This is a genomic window from Streptomyces sp. NPDC005533, assembly GCF_042871845.1.
Taxonomy (GTDB): Bacteria; Actinomycetota; Actinomycetes; order Streptomycetales; family Streptomycetaceae; genus Streptomyces.
This window is the reverse complement of the sequence record NZ_JBIAJH010000007.1, coordinates 212,938-229,573: the sequence shown is the minus strand read 5'-3', so window position 1 is coordinate 229,573 and position 16,636 is coordinate 212,938. Positions and strand designations below refer to the sequence as shown.

Genomic DNA, 16,636 nt, shown 5'->3' with positions numbered 1-16,636 from the left:
CTGGGCATGCTGCGTGTGATCTCCCGCCGCTGCCCGACGCCCCCCACGGCGTCGCCCGGGCGGGCCTTCCGTTCTGAGCCCTCGGGAGGTACCACGCCATGCAGTCGATCCCCACACCGCCGTCGGCCCCCAGCCGGCGCGAACTGCTCACCGGCCTCGGTCTGGCCGCCGCCGCCCCGCTCGTCCTCGGCGCCGGCGCCGGTCCCGCGCTCCGCGGCCGCCCCGCCCACCAGCCCGTACAGGTCGACCAGATCGGCCGGACAGGCCAGGACGGCCAGGTCGACGAGCCCGTCCAGGGAGACCGGACGGTCCTGCTCCGCGGGGCCTCGCTGGTACTCACCATGGACCCCGCCGTGGGCGGCGGCCCCCTCGGCGCCGTCGAGAACGCCGACGTCCTGATGCAGAACGGCACCATCACCGCCGTGGGCCCCGCTCTCCGGGCGCCGCGCGGCGCCCGCCTGGTGGACGCCTCGGGCAAGCTGGCGATGCCGGGATTCGTCGACACGCACACCCACCTCTGGCAGGCGGTGATCCGCGGTGGGTGTACCGACCGCGACCTGTTCGGCTGGTTCCAGGGGTGTACCGACCCCCAGCGCGGCCGACTGACACCCTCCGCCGTCCACAGCTTCGTGCGACTCGCCGCCCTCGACGCCGTCCAGTCGGGCGTGACCACGCTGGTGGACTGGGTGGACATCTTCTCGTACGACCTCGTCGAGAGCTACGTACGGGCCCTGGCCGGCACCGGGGTGCGCTTCACCTACGCGATGTTCCCGCCCAGGCCCGACGGTGTGCTGGTCACGAAGGTGAAGAAGGAACTCGTCGACCCCCTTCCGCTCGGATCCTTCCAGGTCGCCACCCATGCGGCCCGGGCCGTCGAGGACCTCAACCGCGCTCACTGGGACATCGCCCAGGACCTGGGCGTCATGCTCAACTCCCATGTCCTGGAGCGCCCCGAGCAGCGCGCCGACGACCCCGTCGGGGTCCTCACCGACATCGGCGCGCTGGGGCCGCGGCTCCTGATCAACCACGCGATCCACCTCACCGACGCCGAGATCGCCGCCGTCGCCGCGCACGACGTGCGGGCGGCCCACTGCCCGCTGAGCAACATGCGATTGGCCTCCGGCATCATGCGGCTGTCCGAGTTCGGACGGCGGGGCGTCAAGGTCGGGCTCGGCCTGGACGGCGGGACCAACGACAGCTCGGACTTCCACGCGCTGATGAAGACGGCCATCGGCCTGCAACGTGCCCGCGCCACGGAGGCCGCCGTCTTCCCGCAGGTGCACGACATCCTGCGGATGGCCACGCTGGGCGGCGCCGAAGCCCTCGGCATCGCCGACCAGGTGGGTTCCCTGACCCCCGGCAAACGGGCGGACGTCGTCGTCGTGGACCCGGCCGCCCTGAACTTCGCGCCCCGCTTCGACTGGGTCGGCCAGGTCGTCTTCAACGGACGGCCCGAGAACGTCGACGCCGTGTTCGTGGACGGACGGCCGCTGAAGCTCGGCGGCCGTCTGGTCGAGGTCGACACGGACCGCGTCGTACGGGAGGCCGAAGCGGCCGCCACCCGTCTCCGCGCCGCCGGCCGGCCCGGATAATGGCACCGACCGGGGCCGCCGCCGTGCGCGTACGGGGTCGCGGCCCGACCGACCGGAGAGACGAAGGATCCATGACGCTCGAACAAGGCCAGCGGGTGAAACTGGCAGCAGACCTCAGGCTGTCCGGGTCGGTCTTCCCGGCCGAGGACGCCGAGGCGGTCGCGGGTGCCGTCGCCGGCTCGCTTTCCCTGGCGTCGGGCATCGAGGGCACCGTCGAGCGGGTGAACGATCCCGAGCCGCGGGAACAGAGCCATGAGGTCCGCGAGTACGTACGGCTGAAGTCGCTGCTCGACGACTTCGGCCATCAGATGCCCACGGGGACCAGGAAGCAGCTCGAAGAGCAGGTCGGCGCGCTGGAACCCGAATGGGTCGCCCACCAGGAGCACAAGCCCCGGGTGACGGTCCGCGTCCGGCTCGACAACGGGTTCGTCCTCGACGACGCGCACGAAGGGGTCTTCGCCTCCGCCTGACCTTCCCGATCACGGTCTCGGGGTGCTCCGCGAGGGCAGGGGCACTTCAAGGGACGCACCCTCCCGGGTGAGGTGACCAGGCGCGCGGCGCGCGCGGCGGGCCACGGCAGGTCCGCCTCCGCGCCGGCCCGGGTGAAGGCGTACCTTCGTGGGCGCCCGGCAGCGCGGCCGGTGGCACTCTCGCCGTGTCCTGCCGCGCGAGCGCGCGTTCCCCGCGTCCGGCAGACGACACTGGACCCATGAGCGAGCACCGCTTCACCCTCGAACGCACCGGCGACGGCATCGCCCAGGCCGCTGCCCGCCCACGCCACTACCCACACAACCTCCGATACGAGAGGCCGGCGGGGACCACCCGGACCAGCCCCGAGGGCCACACCCTGCGCGCTCTGTCCGACCTCACGGTGGTGACCTGTGCCTGCGGCCTCACGACCCCGGCCCTTCCGAACGACGACGCGCGGCTCGTCTACGAGGAGCACCGCAACGTGATCCGCGACGAAATGGCCTGAGGGCCGCCTCGACGGCCACGGCCCAGTAAGGCCGTACAAGGAGGGAGGGGGGCTTCCGCTCCCCCTCCCGCGGCCCCCCCGGCGCGGGCGGGTCAGGTGCGCTCCCGGGCGCGGAGCCGGGCAGGACGGGCCCGGGAGCGCACCGCGGTGTGGAGCAGCCATCCGGCCGCCGCGCCCACCGAATACCACAAGAGGTCGGGCGGATTGAAGGTCGAACCGAGTACGAGGCGGGCGAACGTGCTGCGTCGGGAGAGGTCCGCCGGCACCGGGCCGAGCTGGAGGAACTCGACCATCCAACTGACCGCCAGCGCGGTTCCCGCGGCCCTCAGCGGCGATACCCGTGGCGCCACCAGCACGACGAGGCACAGCAGGAGCACGGTGTAGAGCGCGTCCCCGCCGTACTTGGCCGCACTCCCCGTCGCCACGGACCTCAGCCCCAGCCCCGCACCGACGACCAGCAGCGCCGCGGCGGCCGCGGCCACACGGGTCCACACCCGGTCGGCGGCCGGGCGGTCGCGGGTTTCGGGGAGGAGGGCCACGCGGTCATACTGCCATCCGTACCGGCTCCGCCCTCCCGGGCGTCTGAGCACGCGACCGCCCCCATCTGAGTACCCGCACTCATCCCACTCCCGCGGCCGACCCCCACAATGATCACATCACCGCGGATCACCGCCCGGCGGTCCGTCATGTGCACGGCGCCCCTGGCGCTGAACCCTGGCACGACCCGACACACCTCCGCCCGGGGAGGGCGTCGGCACGCACGAGCAATCCTGGAGAACGGTTCATCATGGCAACACCGCAGCACCACACGTCCGACCAGGGCCACGTGCCGGGCAACCCCTATGGTGCCGGCGGGGCGTACGGCCAGGCCCCGGCGGCGGCCTGGAACCACGCGCCCGCACCGGGCGGTTACGGAGCCCCGGCGGCCCCGACCCACGTACCGCGCGCGTGCCGCGCGTGCGGCGGGCAGTCCGCCGAGGACTTCAAGGTCCGGTCCCACGTGGGCGTTCTCATCATGATGAAGTTCGAGCACCTGAACGGGCCGTTCTGCCGCGCCTGCGGCACAGCGGTCGTCCGGCAGATGACCACCAGGACCCTGTGCCTGGGATGGTGGGGCCCGCTCTCCCTCGTCATCTTCAACCCGTTCACCCTCGTGTGGAACCTGCTGGCCTACCGGAAGTTCAGCAAGCTCCCCCCGTCGACGCCCGCCCTGGGACGCACCCACCTCGACACGGGCCCGGCGGTGCTCCGTCGGCCGCAGGCCTACGTGGCCCTCATCCCCATCGCCTGGGCCGTCTGGATCATCTCCATGGCACTGACACACTCCTCTTAGGCGAGCGCCGGGACGCTCGCCGGGTTCGGCTGCCCCACGGCACTCGTCCGCACCACCCGGCAGCAGAGCGAAGGAAGAACACCACCGCATGGCGCACCACTCGCAGCCGCCCCCCGCCGAAGTACGCGGTCCCGTACCGCCATCAGGGAGCGGCACACGGCTGCGGGACCGCGGCCGGCGGATCCTCGCCGCCACCGCCGCCGTCGCTCTCCTCCTCACCGGCGTGACAGCCTGCGGCGGCGGCACTGCCGAGGGTCCGGCGTCCACGGGCGGCCCGGCGGCGAAGGAACCCTTCGCCCCGGCGCAGCTCGCCCAGGCCTGGAAGAAGGTCGACACCCTCACCATCCCCCGGTTCGCCGGATCCGACACGGACACCGTGTACGTCCTCGGTGGAAAGGCCACCAAGGACATGGCCGGCTACGCCTACGCGGCGAAGGACGGCGCCAGGACCCGGATCAGCACCGTGAAGGCACCCGACACGGCCCTGTCGATGGGCGGGGTCGCCGTCGACTACCGCGCCGACAGCCTGGAACCCGGGCGGTACGCGTACGGAGCCGTCATGTTCCGGGCCGCGACCCCTTGACGGGCCGACTGCCGGCAGGGCCGAGCCGCGCGCGGAGGGCCGCAGCCTCCGGAATCGGTGCCGCCCGGGCCGCACGCCTGATCACCGACGGGCTCGATCCCAAGACCTGGATCATCGCCGACACCCTCCTGATCGGGTGGCACACCGGCGGCCTCGCCGGAATCGGATGGGGGCTCGTCGGCTGCCTGTTCGCCGCGGGCGTTCCGCTGGCCTTCATCACGTACGGCATCCGGCGCGGCCGCTGGGCCGACCGGCACGTCGGCCAGAGGCAGCAGCGGATCGTCGTGATGGCCGTCGTCATCGCGTCGGTCGCCACCGGCACCGCGTTGCTGTGGGCCGTCGGCGCCCCCCGGACGATGATCGCGCTCATCGCGGCCATGCTGAGCACCGTGGCCGCGCTGCTCGCCGTGACCCCCGCCTGGAAGATCAGCGTGCACGCCGCCGTGTCCTCCGGAAGCGTGGCCATGCTCACCGTCACGTACGGGCCGTGGGCGCTCCTCGTCTGCCCGGTGGTCGCCCTGGTCGGCTGGTCGCGCGTGGAGCTGGAGGACCACACCCTTGGCCAAGTGCTCGTCGGCGCCGCGGTGGGCGGGGCCATCGCCGCCGGCACCTTCGCGCTGCTCCGGTAGCGGCGCCCGATCCGGCTGCCGCGGCGTTCCTCATCGGGAACGAACGTCACCGAGGCCGGGGGTGGGAAGAGTGTCCGGCCGGTCCCCGTCGGTGGGTATCGGGAGGACGAGCCGGACCTCGAAGCCGCCGAGCGGTCGGGGGCCGGCGGTGACCGTCCCGCCGTAGATCTTCGCGCGCTCCCCCATCCCGATCAATCCGTGACCACGGGTGATCACCTTGTCCGGCAGCGGGTCGTCGCCGCCCTCGTCGGTGACCGACACCACGACCGCGCGGCTCTCGTAGCGGATGGTGACGGCCGCCCTGGTCGGCCCCGCGTGCTTGAGCACGTTGGTCAGTGCCTCCTGGATCACGCGGAAGACGCACAGCGCCATGCCCTGCGGAAGCGGTGTGGGGGAGCCGACGACCTCCATCGTGGCCCGGACCCCCGCGCCGCGCACCCGCTCGAGCAGCCGGTCCAGCAGGTCCAGCCCGGGGGCGGGGGCGTAGGCACCACCGTCCTCCGGCTGGTCGTCGGCGGCGTAGTCGACACCGACACCGGTTTCGGCTTCGGCCTCGGCCTCGGGTGGCCCTTCCTGGCCGACGCGGAGCAGTACGAGCATGCGGCGCATCTCCTCCAACGCCTCCCTGCTGGTGCGGGCGATGGTGTCCAGGGCCTGCCGGCTCACCGCCGGGTTCGTGGGGAACACGTAGGAGGCCATGCCCGCCTGGAGCGAGATGACGGACATGTGGTGCGCGACCACGTCGTGCAGTTCCCGAGCGATGCGCACCCGCTCCTCGGTGAGGGCCTGGCGGGCGATCTCCTCCTGCTGCCTGCGCAGTTGGAAGGTCAGTTCGGCGAACTGCCGGTTCCGCTCGGCCAGTCTTCCCGAGCCGCGCCCGACGACGAACACCACGGCCGGGAACAGGACGGCCTGGGCGAGGACGGTCGGCATGGAGCTGTTGTCGGCGTTGCCCAGTCCCGCGTACACCCACGTCCCGGCCACGACCGTCGCGCACACGAGGGACGTACGCAGCAGACGGGTCGCCGCGACCGTGTACAGGCCCAGAAGCGGCGGCATGGAGTTGATCACCGGCCAGTACCCGCAGGCGATGAACAGGATCCACAGCGCGCTGCTGGTGGCGAACACCCCGACGGGCGCGATACGGCGGGCCAGCAGGACCAGACCCACCAGTGCGGTGAGGACCGCCCCCAGCCCGTCCACGGGCTGCCATCCGACGGGCGGCTGCTCCTGCCCCAGGAGCAGGCCCGCGCCGGCGTAGCCCAGCGCGAGCAGCGAGTCGACGAGCAGCGAACGGTACCGTCCCGTGAGCTTGCCGAGGAACCCGAATCCAGCGCGCATCGCCGCAGCCTACGGGCCGCGGCCGAGGCAGGTACCCGGAATCCGGTCTCAGGCCGGCTGCGCCCGCACACGCTCCGGCACCGGCACCGGCTCGGGCATGGACGTCCGGCCGGTGACACTGCTCACACCTGAGGGGACACCGCGGGCCGCCCGACTCCGGCGGGGTCGGCCCGGACGCGGGTCAGGGCCTGCCTCACCGCCCCGGCGGGGGCCGTCGAACCGGCCGATCGGACGAGGAACGGGCCCGGAGTCATGACCTAGCCTGGATCGGCAAGGCGAGATCCGGGGGCCGAGCGCAAAGGAAGAACGCGTCCATGGGCATGACCACCAGTTCCGCACGTCGTCTGCGGGCGGGATCCGCCGCGGCGGCGGCCGTCCTCGGCCTCCTGGCGGCTGCCGGTACCCCGGCCCTGGCCGCGACGGACGACTCGGCGGGCCGGTCCCCGGGCACGATCCCCGGCCGCCACTCCACGGCCGCCCGAGGCTCCGGGCCCGGCCAGGGCGTCAGCGGGGTCCCGCTGGGGATCTCCCGGCTGGCGCAGGGAGCGGGCCGGGACGTGGCGATCACCATCGACGACGGTCCGGACCCCCGCTGGACGCCCCAGGTGCTCAAGGTGCTGCGGGAGAACCACGTCAAGGCCACCTTCTGCATGATCGGGACGAAGGTGCAGAAGTACCCGGACCTGGCGCGTGCGGTCGCCGCCGACGGGCACCGGCTGTGCAACCACTCCGTCGACCACGACGTGACGATGGACCACCAGCCCGTCGCCTACCAGCAGCAGCAGATACTCGATGCCAAGGCCATGATCGAGAAGGCTGTGCCGGGTGTCCCCGTCGGCTACTACCGCGCGCCGGGCGGAGCCTTCACCCCCGACAGCCGGGCGATCGCCGCGGCCGCCGGGATGCGGCCGCTGGGCTGGAGCGTGGACCCCAAGGACTGGAGCCGTCCGGGCCTGCCCGCGATCATCTCCGCCGTCGAGGACAAGCTCCCCCAGCAGCCGACCGTCCTCTTCCACGACGGGGGCGGCGACCGCAGCGAGACCGTCGCGGCGCTCAAGGAGTACCTGCCCTGGCTCACCGCACACGGCTACACCTTCTCCTTCCCGGCCCGCACCACCCCGTAGTCCCGTGCCGATGGGTACCGGGTACCCGTCGTGGGCGGCCGCCGGCTCAGGGCCGCTGTGCGGGGACGGGCCGGAGCGTGGGCCAGCGGGCGAGCATGCGCTGGCGCATGGCGGTGCTGAGGCCGCTCAGGCCGGTGAGTGAGGCGTCGTCGGCCGTCATCCGGGCGACGACCGCGAGCCGGTGCACGAGCCGTTGGCGGGCGGTCGCGGTGCCCCACGTCCAGTCCCCGTCGGGAAGCCGGGCCAGGTGGTCCGTGCCATCGCGGTGTGCCCGCTGGACCAGCGCGTCGCCGCGGATCAGCCAGCCGGCACAGGCGTCGGCGAGCCTGCCCCGGACTTCCGAGCCGGTCGCTGCGCGCCACTCCTCCCGGTAGGCGCCCTCCGCCCGCTCCAGTAGCGGCTCCGCCGCCGAAGTGACGCACCAGCAGGTCGGAAAGCCGATGCGCAGGTAGGCGAGCTCCATCATGCCGCTGCCCAGTGACGCTTGTTCGAAGTCGATGAACCTGATCCCCGAGGCCGTGTGGAGATCGTTGCCCGGGCAGGGGTCCCCGTGGAGGAGGGCATGCCCGGGTGCCTGGTCGAGCCTGTCGACGAGGTCGTCGAGTTCGCCGGACACACCGGACGGGACCGGTACCTCCAGCGCAACGGCCAGGCGTAGGAAGGACGCGACGTCGGCCCGGGTCGGGCCCTGCCACCGGGGAAGCACCCCGGCGTCGTCCGGGCGGGCCGTGGCGTGCAGCCGCGCCAAGGCGGTCGCGTAGTCGACGATCCAGTCGTCGGCGGGGCGTTGGTGTTCCAGGTCCTCCAGGACCAGGACCCGCTCGGCGGGATCGGTGGCCAGCAACGCCGGTACCACGGGCACACCGGAGCGGGCCGCGAGCCGCAGGCCGGCCAGCTCACGGGCGTACCGCTCGTCGGCGTCGGGACCGCCGACGAGCTGCTTCACCACCGCTGTGGACGCCGGCAACTCGACGCGCCACACCAGCGAGCGGGGGCTGCTGGCCAGTCTGAGAGGGCGTTTGGGCTCTCCCAACTCGGTCCGCAGCGCGTCTCCGAACGGCAATCGTGTCTCCATCAGCTCATCCTCCCACTCGCACGAACCGGCGGAGCGTCGCCTGCCACGTCTCGCACCACATCACGCCCTGTACGACGCCGAGGGCCTGCGACCGGCAGGCGTCGTCCGTGATCGGCGGCAAGGCCGCCGCCATACCGGGCAACAGGTCCCGCGCGAACTCCGACGACGGGTCGAAGGCGACGTACCGGCTCCTGCGGGTGGCCGGTTCCACGGCGAACACCTGCGCATGGCGCTGCCGTGTGGCGGCGTCCGTCGACTCCAGTAGTTTCCGCGCCTGTTCGGCGGTCACCTCCCGCAGTCGGCACCCGTCCGTCCCGCCACCGCCGGGCCCGTGGCCGGGGCAGTGGGCGCGCAGGGTGTCCGCCAGCAGTGCGGCCGGATCGACGGCCAGCGCCTCCTGTACGGAGGCGTCGAAGTGCTTCGCCGCCCCGGCGACGACGAAGGGCTCGACATGGAGCAGCAGGTCCTGGAGGGCGAACAGTCCTCCCCCGCCGCCCTCCCGCACCCGCCGGGCGCGTTCGTCGAGGATCCCGGTCATCAGCTCCCGCAGCGGTTCCAGCGCGGCCACCTGCTTCGTGACCTTCGGGAACGGCGTGAGGCCGTGCCGTGTGACGGTGTAGCCGAGGCTCCCCCGCACCGAGCCGGTCAGTTCGGCGCGGATGGTCTCGCGGAACGCGGGATCGCCGAGTACGGATTCGACGCCGGCGGTCCCCCGGCGCTGTATCCACTGCAGGGCGAAGACGCGTTGGCCGTCGCCGGGTTCGGCGAGCGGTATTCCCACCCGCCGCATCAGGGCGAGCAGTTCGAGGTCGACGCCGACGCCCCAGAAGTCACCCCCCAGCGATCTGCTCTCCAGCCCGAGCAGCGGGTCGCGGGTCTCGCCCGCCTCGCGCATCCGTGCCGCGATCGATGCCAGCACCGGCTCAAGGCCGGCGACGGGCTGGCGCAGACCCGCATACTGCCGGAGGAACAGCGTCAGCCAGGCGTTCGCCGCCTTCGCCGCCGCGGCGGGGTCGTCCTCCGCCCCTCCGGTGATCCGGTCCAGTCGGCCGAGGCGTGCCATCAGGGCGAGCCATGCCTCTGCGGCCGCGGTCTTCGCCACGGCCGAGGAGCCCCGGGGCTCCGGCAGGTGGGTCCTCAAGTGATCGACGGTGTCGGGGTGTTCCGCGAGGTCGCGCTCCAGCGGTGCCGTCCAGGCTTCCCACACGGGCGCCTGGGCCGTCGCCAGTGCGCCACCCCGCAGCAGCAGGTGGAAGATCTCGGTGTTGGTGTCGTCGGCGCCCGGCGGGCCGCCGCCGGTTCCCTCCGCCAGCTCCACGGCGAAGGACGCGGGGATGTCCCGCTGCCGGTGGTGCGTGACGCCGTCCCGGACGAAGGAGGTGGGGATCCCGCTCTCCCTGCGGAGCGACGCGAGGACGAGCCGCCGGTAACTCTCGTACGCCTGGCCCGCCGACGAGCGCGCGGCGACGTCGTCCCGGTACTGCCGGAGGAGCTTCTCGTCGACGACGCCGAGCGCGCGGAACTCCGCGACGCGATCCCACAGAGCGCTCTCGTCGATGCCGCCCAGCCGCTTCTCGGCGGCGCGTGCCTCGGTGTAGAGCGGCCTGGCCATCGCCACGCTGCCCGCCGCGGCCACGATCCGCGCACCCTCGTCCAGGGCGAACGGCAGGAGCTCGGGGTGAGGCGCCGTCAGCTTCTTCAGGCTCGTCGAAAGCTGCGTCGCGGCCCGGCCCGGTTTCGTGTCCGCCGTCTTCGCGCACATGCGCAGCGCAGCGAGCAGCCCCATCGCCTGCCGTGCCAGCTCCGGGTGCACGCGGCAGACCCGGGACAGGAAGTCCAGGGGCCGTACGGATGTCCGGCCGACCGGTGTGGCCCCGCCCGCGTCGGGCTCCAGGCCCAGCGCCTGCGCCACCGCATCCTGTGCGCCGACCGCTCGCGCCACGACCAGCCGTACGAAAGGCCCGCCGTCCTCCAGCAACGGCGATCCGTAGCGGCGCGCGGTCAGCGGTTCCTCGTCCGGGCCGGCGGGGTCGCCCGCGAGGACCGCGCCCGCGTCGAGGAGCCGGCGTGCGTCGGCAGGTTGACGCTCCTTCGGCGGGCCGGCGTCGGGAGCGCCCGCTGCGGCGTACTCCGCGCACGCGACGAGGAAGGACTGGTATCCGCAGGCCCCGTCGGCGGGCATGGTCCCGAAGGAGCGCCCCTGCGAGAGGTCCCGCTCGTCGTAGAGGGCCGCGATCGCTCTGATCCCCTCGGACCAGACGGTCCTCGGCACCACGTCGTACGCCCCGGAGCCCTGCCGCTGCCCGACGTCGCCGAACCAGAAGTCGTGCAGGCCGACGGGAGCCACAGGTCCCTGGTAGCGCAGGTCGGCCACCATGCCGTGCCGGCGTCCCTGGTGGCCGAAGGTGAATCCGGCCCGCTCCCCGCTGATGCGTCCGCCCAACCGCGCCACCGAGCGTTCGAAGCGGGCCCCTGACTCGTACGAGGCGCCGTAGAAGACGGTGATGCCCCCGCGGGTGCTCCGTGCTCCCGCAGCGGGCGCGGGCGAGCAGTCGGGCCGTACGTACACGGCGCGGTTCAGCTGCTCGATCCCCTGCTCGGCGCCCAGCGGTTCCAGCAGCTTCCGCCAGCGTTCGAGCAGCCCGGTGCCGCGCGGGTCGAGGAGCACCGGATGCGGGATCACGACCACGGCGTCGTCCAGCTCGTGTTCCCCGTCGAGTCCCGTCACCACCAGTGCGCTGCCGTCCGGGCGCGGCGCGAGGCCCGTGAGCACCCCGGCGCGACGCACGTCCGGCTCGCCCGACGACCCATCGGCCGCCGGCCCGTCACCCGGGCCGTCGTACGGCGCGATCACCGCGTACCGCAGGGCACGCTGCCAGTACGGGTCGGGCCACACCTGCCGTATCAACGCGGCGGGCACCGGCAGGCATTGCGTCATCCACCGCTCGACGCTCGCCCGCGTCTCGACGGCGTGGTCGCCGATCCATTCCGCGAGCGCGGTCAACTCCCGTGTCAGCGGCTCCGTCTTGAGCGCGGCCGGCACCTTCTTCAGCTCGCGTCCCGCCGCCGTACGGCAGCGGAGCACCGGCGTCGGCCCTGCCCAGGGATCGAGTGTCAGCTCGTAGTCCCCGGCGGCCCTCCATGCGGTGGTCGAACTCATCGTGTGTACCCCCGTGGTGCATCGGTGCCCGCACACGTACGAGCAGGCGATCACAACCTACTGGTCGCCACTGACAGCCGACCGTCCGAGCCTCGCCGGCCCGCCGTCCCGAGATGCCTACCGGCTGGTCGGTGACTAGTATCTTCCGTAGGTAACTGTGGCAATTGCGGGAAACACACCCTTTGCCTGCAGTGATGCGCCGGCACGCGTGGCCTGCGAGTTTGGCACCAGCCCCGAAGGTCCGTGGCCCGAACGAGGTCTCGTTGACGGCGGGCGCGCACCCTACACACCACATGTGCATGGAAAGTCATGGACACAGGTGCGGCGCGTGCATCACATCTCATGTGTGAGGAGGAAAAGAAGTCTTCGTGCTCAAAGCAATGATGAAGGGTTCTGAAACCATGCGAGCAATGAGAGTGAACCGACTCTTCGCGGTGTCTGCCATCGGCGTTCTGATGGCCGGCGGCGCCGCCATCGGAGCCGCAGGTACGGCCTCCGCGGCAACCCCGACCCATTCCGCCACGTACGTGACCGGCGGCGGCTGGGACCACGACCGGGGCGGCCACGGCTGGTACGACGACGATGACGACGACGACTGGGGCTGGGGTTACGGAGGGTATGGAGGGTACGACGACGACTGCTGACCCCAGCAGGGAGGCGCTGTGCGGCCCCGTCGCGGGCTGCACAGCGTCACGTCTCGGTGAGTGAGCCGTCCGCCCGAGGTGCCCGGGCCCCCGCGCGTCCCGCTTCGCGCAGGCGCCAGGTGAGCGTGACCGAGATGGCGGCCTTGGCCTCGCCGTCCGCCAGCAGGGCGACGGCCTTGCCCGGCTTCGCCATCAGCTCGATGCCGAAGGTGACGCCGACCTCGTCGGGTCCGGCGGCCAGCGCGGAGTCGAGTACGGCGGAGCCGATGCCGCTGACCAGTTCGTTCAGCTGGTCCACGCGGGCCGTGAGGTGGTCCAGCGCGCCCACGTCCTCGTAGGCGGGTTCGTCGGATCCGCGGGGAACGTCCTCGGGTCGCATCACGCTGACTCGGGCCAGTACGGTCTCCCCGCCCGGCAGTTCGATCTGTTGGATCCGTCGTTCCATCGGCTCTCCCCCTGCCACGGACCACCGGCTCCCGCCCGTGCCTCGACGACTCGCCGCAGGCCATTGTGCCCGTCGGGCCCGGCCCGTGCGGGGCGATGGCCCGATCCACGCCGAGCACCGACGGCTTCCGCCCCCGCCGGAACCACCGCGGACCGGCCGGATATCGTCGTACGGGACGTCCCCGGCCCACCCCCGCCCCGGGCCGCCCCCGCCCGGCAACCCGCCCGGGCGTCCTCCCGCCCTGCCCCGGCCCGTCGGCCGCCTATCCCGGACCTTCCCCACACATGAGCACCGACACGATCCTGCGTCCCGAACCCGCGCCCGCCCAGGCGCCGGACCCTTCCGCGAAGGGAGCCGGGCGGGCCCCGGCCAGGCCCACGCCGGCGGCGGCCCTCCACAGCATCTGCGCGGCGACCGCCGTCCTGCTGGGTCTCGTCGCGATCGGCGCGATGATCCACGAACCGGTGCTGATACCCCCGCTGGCCGCCAGTGCCGCGCTGGTCCACAGCGCCCCGGCCCTGCCGCTCGCCCAGCCCCGCAGCGTCGTCATCGGCCACCTGGTCGGCTGCGCCGTGGGCTACTGCGTACTGGCCGTGGCGGGCAGCAGCGCCTGGGCGGCGGCCGTCGCGGCCGGGGTCACGCTCGCCCTGAACATGACCGCCCGCACCCCGCACTCGCCGGCCGTGGCCACCTCCGTGATCATCCTGCTCCAGACGCCGGACCCCCGCCGGTTCGTCCCGCTGCTCTTCGGTTCGACCGTGCTGCTGGTACTGACCGGGTATGCCGCCTCCCGTGTTCGCCGCGGTGCTCCGCGGTACCCCGCCTACTGGTGGTGATCCGGCCACGGGCCGATCGGTGGTCCGTCCCGGTGGTTTTGACCCGGTGGTGTGTTGCTCGCTTTGATGGCGCCGGCGATGTGAGGTCGTTCGCACGAGTAAGCCAGAGGACGGGGGCGCGCTGACCATGGTGGCCGGGCGCTCGCTGGGTCGGCGGCTCGGGTGGCTGTGGGCCGCGTACGCGGTCAGCACGCTCGGCACGTGGCTCGCGTTCGACGCGTTCACCTTGATCGCGATCCTCGTACTGCACGCAGGGGCGACCGAGGTGTCGGTGCTGGCGGCCGCGGGGCTGGCGATCGGCTCGGTCGTGGCGTTGCCGCTCGGCCCGTGGGTGGAGTTCCGCCGCAAGCGGCCGGTGATGATCGCGATGGACCTCGTCCGGTTCGCGGCGTTGATGAGCGTGCCCGCGGCGTTCGCGTGCGGCCGGCTCGGCTTCGCCCAGCTGCTCGTCGTCTCGGTCGTCGTCGGCGCGGCCGACATCGCCTTCACGGCGGCCAGTGGCGCATGCCTGAAGGCACTGGTGCGGCCGGAGGACCTGCTCGTCGCGAACGGCCGGTTCGAGTCCACGACGTGGACCGCCACCATGCTCGGTCCCCCGCTCGGCGGTGCCGCGATCGTCCTGATCGGCCCGGTGATGACCGTGGTGGCCAACGCGGTGAGCTACCTGCTGTCCGCGGCGGGGATCCGCGCGATCGGCGGGGAGGAGCTGCGCCCGGTCCCCGCCGAGGGGCGGCCGGGGCTGCGCGTCCGCGACCTGGTCGAAGGATGGCGGTACATCCTGAGCGACTCCGCGCTGCGCCCGTTGTTCGCGAATACGGTCCTGGTCAACGGCCTGATCATGGCGGCCGCACCGCTGCTCGCCGTCCTCATGGTCCGCGACCTCGGTTTCACGCCCTGGCAGTACGGCCTCGCCTTCGCCGTGCCGTGCGTCGGCGGCCTGATCGGCGCACGGCTGGCTCCCCGGCTCGTCGCGCGGTTCGGCCGCCACCGGGTCATGGTCACGGCCGGGACGCTGCGGGCGTGCTGGCTGCCCGGACTGGCCCTCGTCGGCCCCGGGACCGCCGGCCTCGTGCTCGTCATGGCCGTGGAGCTCGGGCTGATCACCTCCATGGGCGTGTTCAATCCGGTGTTCGCCACCTACCGGCTCGAGCGGACCCCGGCAGACCGGGTCGCCCGCACCCTGTCCGCGTGGTCGGTCAGCAGCAAGGCCACCATCGCCGCGCTGACCGCTCTGTGGGGCCTGCTGGCCGGCATCACCAGCGCCCGTACCGCGCTCGCGATCGCCGGTCTCCTCGTCATGGCGACCCCGTTCCTCCTCCCCCGGCGCGAGGGCACGCCGCGGCACGAACGGGAACCGGCCCACGACCGCAGCTGACCTACCTGACAACGCCGCGCTTCACCGCCGGCGCCCGGAGGAGGCGGACGGCGGCGATCTGTCGGCGGGCGGCGGACGGCCGGACATGGCGCCGGCCGTCGACCGCCCGAGCGATGCCAAGGCACCGGCCCGGACGGTCAACAGCCCCCTTCCGTACGGTACGTTGGGCGTGCCTCGCGGTGACCTGTACGGACGGACAAGATCACGACGAGGTCATCTGGTCGAACCGACACACCGCCGTCCGGGCAGACCCGTACCGTCCACGCGGTCGGGGCCCCGCCCCGGACCGCCCTACTGCAGGAGTCACCCGTGGCGCGCTCGCTCGACGGCCTCGTCTTCGTCCCCGTGGCCGACCAGGCACCCGGGCAGGTCGGCCGGCAGACCCGGTTCGCGTACCACGAGCAGGACGGCCGGGTCTGGGCGGAGTACGGCGGCGGGGACGTGCTCCGGGGCTACCTCGTCGGCACGCGGGCGGACGACGCCGTCGACTTCCGCTACGTGCAGCTCCGCCTCGACGGCACGACCGCGTCCGGACACTGCACCTCGCTCGTCACGGAGCTCCCCGACGGCCGCCTGCGCCTGGAGGAGACGTGGACGTGGGAGTCCCAGGAGGGGCACGGCACGAGCACGGTCGAGGAGCCGCTCACCTGAGTCCCCGCTGCCACGCCCGGGGTACCCCCGCGCAGGAGTGCCCGGCGAAGGGCGCGGCCCCACCGGGAGCCGCGCCCTTCGTCCGTGACCTGTCGGTTCGTGACCTGTCGGTTCGTGACCTGTCCGTTCGTGTCCTGTCCGTTCGTGCCCTGTCCGTTCGTGTCGCCGCCGGTGTCACACCGCGAGCTCGACGGTGGAGCTGCCCGTGGGGCTCGGCACCGTGGGCCGCTGCCGGTCCGCGCACTGCTGGGGAGTGTCGATTCCGAGGCAGAGCTTCGTGCCCTGCGGAACCTTGACCGTGCCGTCGCCCTTCGGGAGCGGCTTGCCGTCGACGCACAGCCCCGGGAGCGCCTTCGGGTCGTTGCAGTAGCTCTCCTTGACCACACCGGACTCGGACTCCTCCGGCTCGGAGGCGTCCTGGCCCGTGCCGGAGCCCTCCTCCTGGGTGCCGTCCTGCTTTGTGCCCGACTCCTCGCTCCCGCCGGAACCCTCCTCGCCGGAGCCCTGCGAGTCCTCGTTCCGGTCCTCGCCCCGGCTCCGGTCCCCGCCCCGGCTCCAGCCCTCGTCCTGGCCGTCCTCGTGGTCGTCGCCGCCACGGTCGGACTGGACAGTGGCTGTGGTCGGGGTCGCCGGGGCAGCGAAAGCGCCGGTGGGCAGCAGCACGGCTCCGGCCGCGAGCGTGGTCGAGGCCGTCAGCATCACGAGGCGCAGGGAGCGGGAGGTGCGGGGCATCGGAGAACTCCTACGTGGGGGGATGGGGAGGGGGTCACCGGTTCTGCGTGGACCCATGACTCAAGTAGGCCCCGGCGCCCGCGTCGCGTCACGCCCCTGCATTTCGTGACTTGACGGATATCGGCACCGCTGTTATCTTC

Annotated in this window: 17 protein-coding genes; 11 read left to right on the top strand and 6 right to left on the bottom strand. The window is 72.8% G+C overall.

All coding sequences use genetic code 11. From position 1 onward, the window contains the following. Positions 1-98: 98 nt before the first annotated feature. The 3 genes from ACFYP3_RS10010 (at position 99) to ACFYP3_RS10000 (ending at position 2,568) form a co-directional block, all read left to right on the top strand. The gene (locus ACFYP3_RS10010; RefSeq protein ID WP_388829576.1) at positions 99-1,592 is read left to right on the top strand and encodes an amidohydrolase family protein; all 1,494 of its coding nucleotides are present in this window, start codon (positions 99-101) and stop codon (positions 1,590-1,592) included. Positions 1,593-1,663: 71 nt separating this feature from the next. Continuing rightward, positions 1,664-2,062 carry a hypothetical protein gene (locus ACFYP3_RS10005; protein ID WP_388829573.1) on the top strand — a complete coding sequence of 133 codons (399 nt, stop codon included), beginning with the start codon at positions 1,664-1,666 and terminating at the stop codon, positions 2,060-2,062. 239 nt (positions 2,063-2,301) lie between these two features. Continuing rightward, positions 2,302-2,568, top strand: coding sequence for a hypothetical protein (locus ACFYP3_RS10000; protein ID WP_388829570.1), 267 nt, complete (start codon positions 2,302-2,304; stop codon positions 2,566-2,568). A 92-nt stretch (positions 2,569-2,660) separates the two neighbouring features. Here ACFYP3_RS10000 and ACFYP3_RS09995 read toward each other — a convergent pair whose 3' ends face one another. Next, on the bottom strand, positions 2,661-3,107 hold the full coding sequence (locus tag ACFYP3_RS09995) for a DUF2809 domain-containing protein (RefSeq protein ID WP_388829567.1): 447 nt from the start codon (positions 3,105-3,107) through the stop codon (positions 2,661-2,663). A 248-nt stretch (positions 3,108-3,355) separates the two neighbouring features. On the opposite strand from ACFYP3_RS09995, the gene ACFYP3_RS09990 reads away from it, so the two are divergent. The 3 genes from ACFYP3_RS09990 (at position 3,356) to ACFYP3_RS09980 (ending at position 5,113) form a co-directional block, all read left to right on the top strand. Beyond that, on the top strand, positions 3,356-3,901 hold the full coding sequence (locus ACFYP3_RS09990; RefSeq protein ID WP_388829564.1) for a hypothetical protein: 546 nt from the start codon (positions 3,356-3,358) through the stop codon (positions 3,899-3,901). 88 nt (positions 3,902-3,989) lie between these two features. Next, complete coding sequence (locus tag ACFYP3_RS09985) at positions 3,990-4,484, top strand: hypothetical protein (RefSeq protein ID WP_388829561.1); 495 nt, start codon at positions 3,990-3,992, stop codon at positions 4,482-4,484. Further along, entirely contained in the window at positions 4,481-5,113 is a 633-nt protein-coding gene (locus ACFYP3_RS09980) for a hypothetical protein (protein ID WP_388829558.1), read from the top strand. The genes ACFYP3_RS09985 and ACFYP3_RS09980 overlap by 4 nt, the downstream gene beginning before the upstream one ends. A 30-nt stretch (positions 5,114-5,143) precedes the next feature. On the opposite strand, the gene ACFYP3_RS09975 is transcribed toward ACFYP3_RS09980, so the two are convergent. Continuing rightward, complete coding sequence (locus tag ACFYP3_RS09975) at positions 5,144-6,454, bottom strand: sensor histidine kinase (RefSeq protein ID WP_388829555.1); 1,311 nt, start codon at positions 6,452-6,454, stop codon at positions 5,144-5,146. Positions 6,455-6,768: 314 nt separating this feature from the next. On the opposite strand from ACFYP3_RS09975, the gene ACFYP3_RS09970 reads away from it, so the two are divergent. Beyond that, on the top strand, positions 6,769-7,578 hold the full coding sequence (locus tag ACFYP3_RS09970; RefSeq protein WP_388829552.1) for a polysaccharide deacetylase family protein: 810 nt from the start codon (positions 6,769-6,771) through the stop codon (positions 7,576-7,578). Between the two features lie 46 nt (positions 7,579-7,624). Here ACFYP3_RS09970 and ACFYP3_RS09965 read toward each other — a convergent pair whose 3' ends face one another. Together ACFYP3_RS09965 and ACFYP3_RS09960 are read right to left on the bottom strand one after the other, a co-directional pair. Next, a complete protein-coding gene (locus ACFYP3_RS09965) occupies positions 7,625-8,653 on the bottom strand; it encodes a phosphotransferase (RefSeq protein ID WP_388829549.1) in 1,029 nt (342 codons plus the stop codon). 4 nt (positions 8,654-8,657) lie between these two features. Beyond that, a complete protein-coding gene (locus tag ACFYP3_RS09960; protein WP_388829546.1) occupies positions 8,658-11,813 on the bottom strand; it encodes a DUF4132 domain-containing protein in 3,156 nt (1,051 codons plus the stop codon). Positions 11,814-12,223: 410 nt separating this feature from the next. Here ACFYP3_RS09960 and ACFYP3_RS09955 point away from each other — a divergent pair, with 410 nt between their 5' ends. Next, positions 12,224-12,457, top strand: coding sequence for a hypothetical protein (locus ACFYP3_RS09955; protein WP_388829544.1), 234 nt, complete (start codon positions 12,224-12,226; stop codon positions 12,455-12,457). A gap of 46 nt (positions 12,458-12,503) precedes the next feature. On the opposite strand, the gene ACFYP3_RS09950 is transcribed toward ACFYP3_RS09955, so the two are convergent. Further along, on the bottom strand, positions 12,504-12,902 hold the full coding sequence (locus ACFYP3_RS09950; protein WP_388829541.1) for a CU044_2847 family protein: 399 nt from the start codon (positions 12,900-12,902) through the stop codon (positions 12,504-12,506). Positions 12,903-13,186: 284 nt separating this feature from the next. On the opposite strand from ACFYP3_RS09950, the gene ACFYP3_RS09945 reads away from it, so the two are divergent. From ACFYP3_RS09945 to ACFYP3_RS09935, 3 genes are all read left to right on the top strand, one after another. Next, positions 13,187-13,738: an HPP family protein gene (locus ACFYP3_RS09945; protein WP_388829538.1), complete on the top strand. Its 552-nt coding sequence runs from the start codon at positions 13,187-13,189 to the stop codon at positions 13,736-13,738. A 127-nt stretch (positions 13,739-13,865) separates the two neighbouring features. Beyond that, positions 13,866-15,113 carry an MFS transporter gene (locus tag ACFYP3_RS09940; RefSeq protein ID WP_388829535.1) on the top strand — a complete coding sequence of 416 codons (1,248 nt, stop codon included), beginning with the start codon at positions 13,866-13,868 and terminating at the stop codon, positions 15,111-15,113. A 309-nt stretch (positions 15,114-15,422) separates the two neighbouring features. Further along, positions 15,423-15,764, top strand: coding sequence for a hypothetical protein (locus tag ACFYP3_RS09935; RefSeq protein WP_388829532.1), 342 nt, complete (start codon positions 15,423-15,425; stop codon positions 15,762-15,764). A gap of 174 nt (positions 15,765-15,938) precedes the next feature. On the opposite strand, the gene ACFYP3_RS09930 is transcribed toward ACFYP3_RS09935, so the two are convergent. After that, positions 15,939-16,496: a hypothetical protein gene (locus ACFYP3_RS09930; RefSeq protein WP_388829529.1), complete on the bottom strand. Its 558-nt coding sequence runs from the start codon at positions 16,494-16,496 to the stop codon at positions 15,939-15,941. Between the last annotated feature and the right edge of the window lie 140 nt (positions 16,497-16,636).

Coding starts and splice junctions, on each gene's coding strand:
- ACFYP3_RS10010 (WP_388829576.1), top strand. CDS start 99: ATGCAGTCGATCCCCACACCGCCGTCGGCCCCCAGCCGGCGCGAACTG.
- ACFYP3_RS10005 (WP_388829573.1), top strand. CDS start 1,664: ATGACGCTCGAACAAGGCCAGCGGGTGAAACTGGCAGCAGACCTCAGG.
- ACFYP3_RS10000 (WP_388829570.1), top strand. CDS start 2,302: ATGAGCGAGCACCGCTTCACCCTCGAACGCACCGGCGACGGCATCGCC.
- ACFYP3_RS09990 (WP_388829564.1), top strand. CDS start 3,356: ATGGCAACACCGCAGCACCACACGTCCGACCAGGGCCACGTGCCGGGC.
- ACFYP3_RS09985 (WP_388829561.1), top strand. CDS start 3,990: ATGGCGCACCACTCGCAGCCGCCCCCCGCCGAAGTACGCGGTCCCGTA.
- ACFYP3_RS09975 (WP_388829555.1), bottom strand. CDS start 6,454: ATGCGCGCTGGATTCGGGTTCCTCGGCAAGCTCACGGGACGGTACCGT.
- ACFYP3_RS09970 (WP_388829552.1), top strand. CDS start 6,769: ATGGGCATGACCACCAGTTCCGCACGTCGTCTGCGGGCGGGATCCGCC.
- ACFYP3_RS09965 (WP_388829549.1), bottom strand. CDS start 8,653: ATGGAGACACGATTGCCGTTCGGAGACGCGCTGCGGACCGAGTTGGGA.
- ACFYP3_RS09960 (WP_388829546.1), bottom strand. CDS start 11,813: ATGAGTTCGACCACCGCATGGAGGGCCGCCGGGGACTACGAGCTGACA.
- ACFYP3_RS09955 (WP_388829544.1), top strand. CDS start 12,224: ATGAGAGTGAACCGACTCTTCGCGGTGTCTGCCATCGGCGTTCTGATG.
- ACFYP3_RS09950 (WP_388829541.1), bottom strand. CDS start 12,902: ATGGAACGACGGATCCAACAGATCGAACTGCCGGGCGGGGAGACCGTA.
- ACFYP3_RS09945 (WP_388829538.1), top strand. CDS start 13,187: ATGAGCACCGACACGATCCTGCGTCCCGAACCCGCGCCCGCCCAGGCG.
- ACFYP3_RS09940 (WP_388829535.1), top strand. CDS start 13,866: ATGGTGGCCGGGCGCTCGCTGGGTCGGCGGCTCGGGTGGCTGTGGGCC.
- ACFYP3_RS09930 (WP_388829529.1), bottom strand. CDS start 16,496: ATGCCCCGCACCTCCCGCTCCCTGCGCCTCGTGATGCTGACGGCCTCG.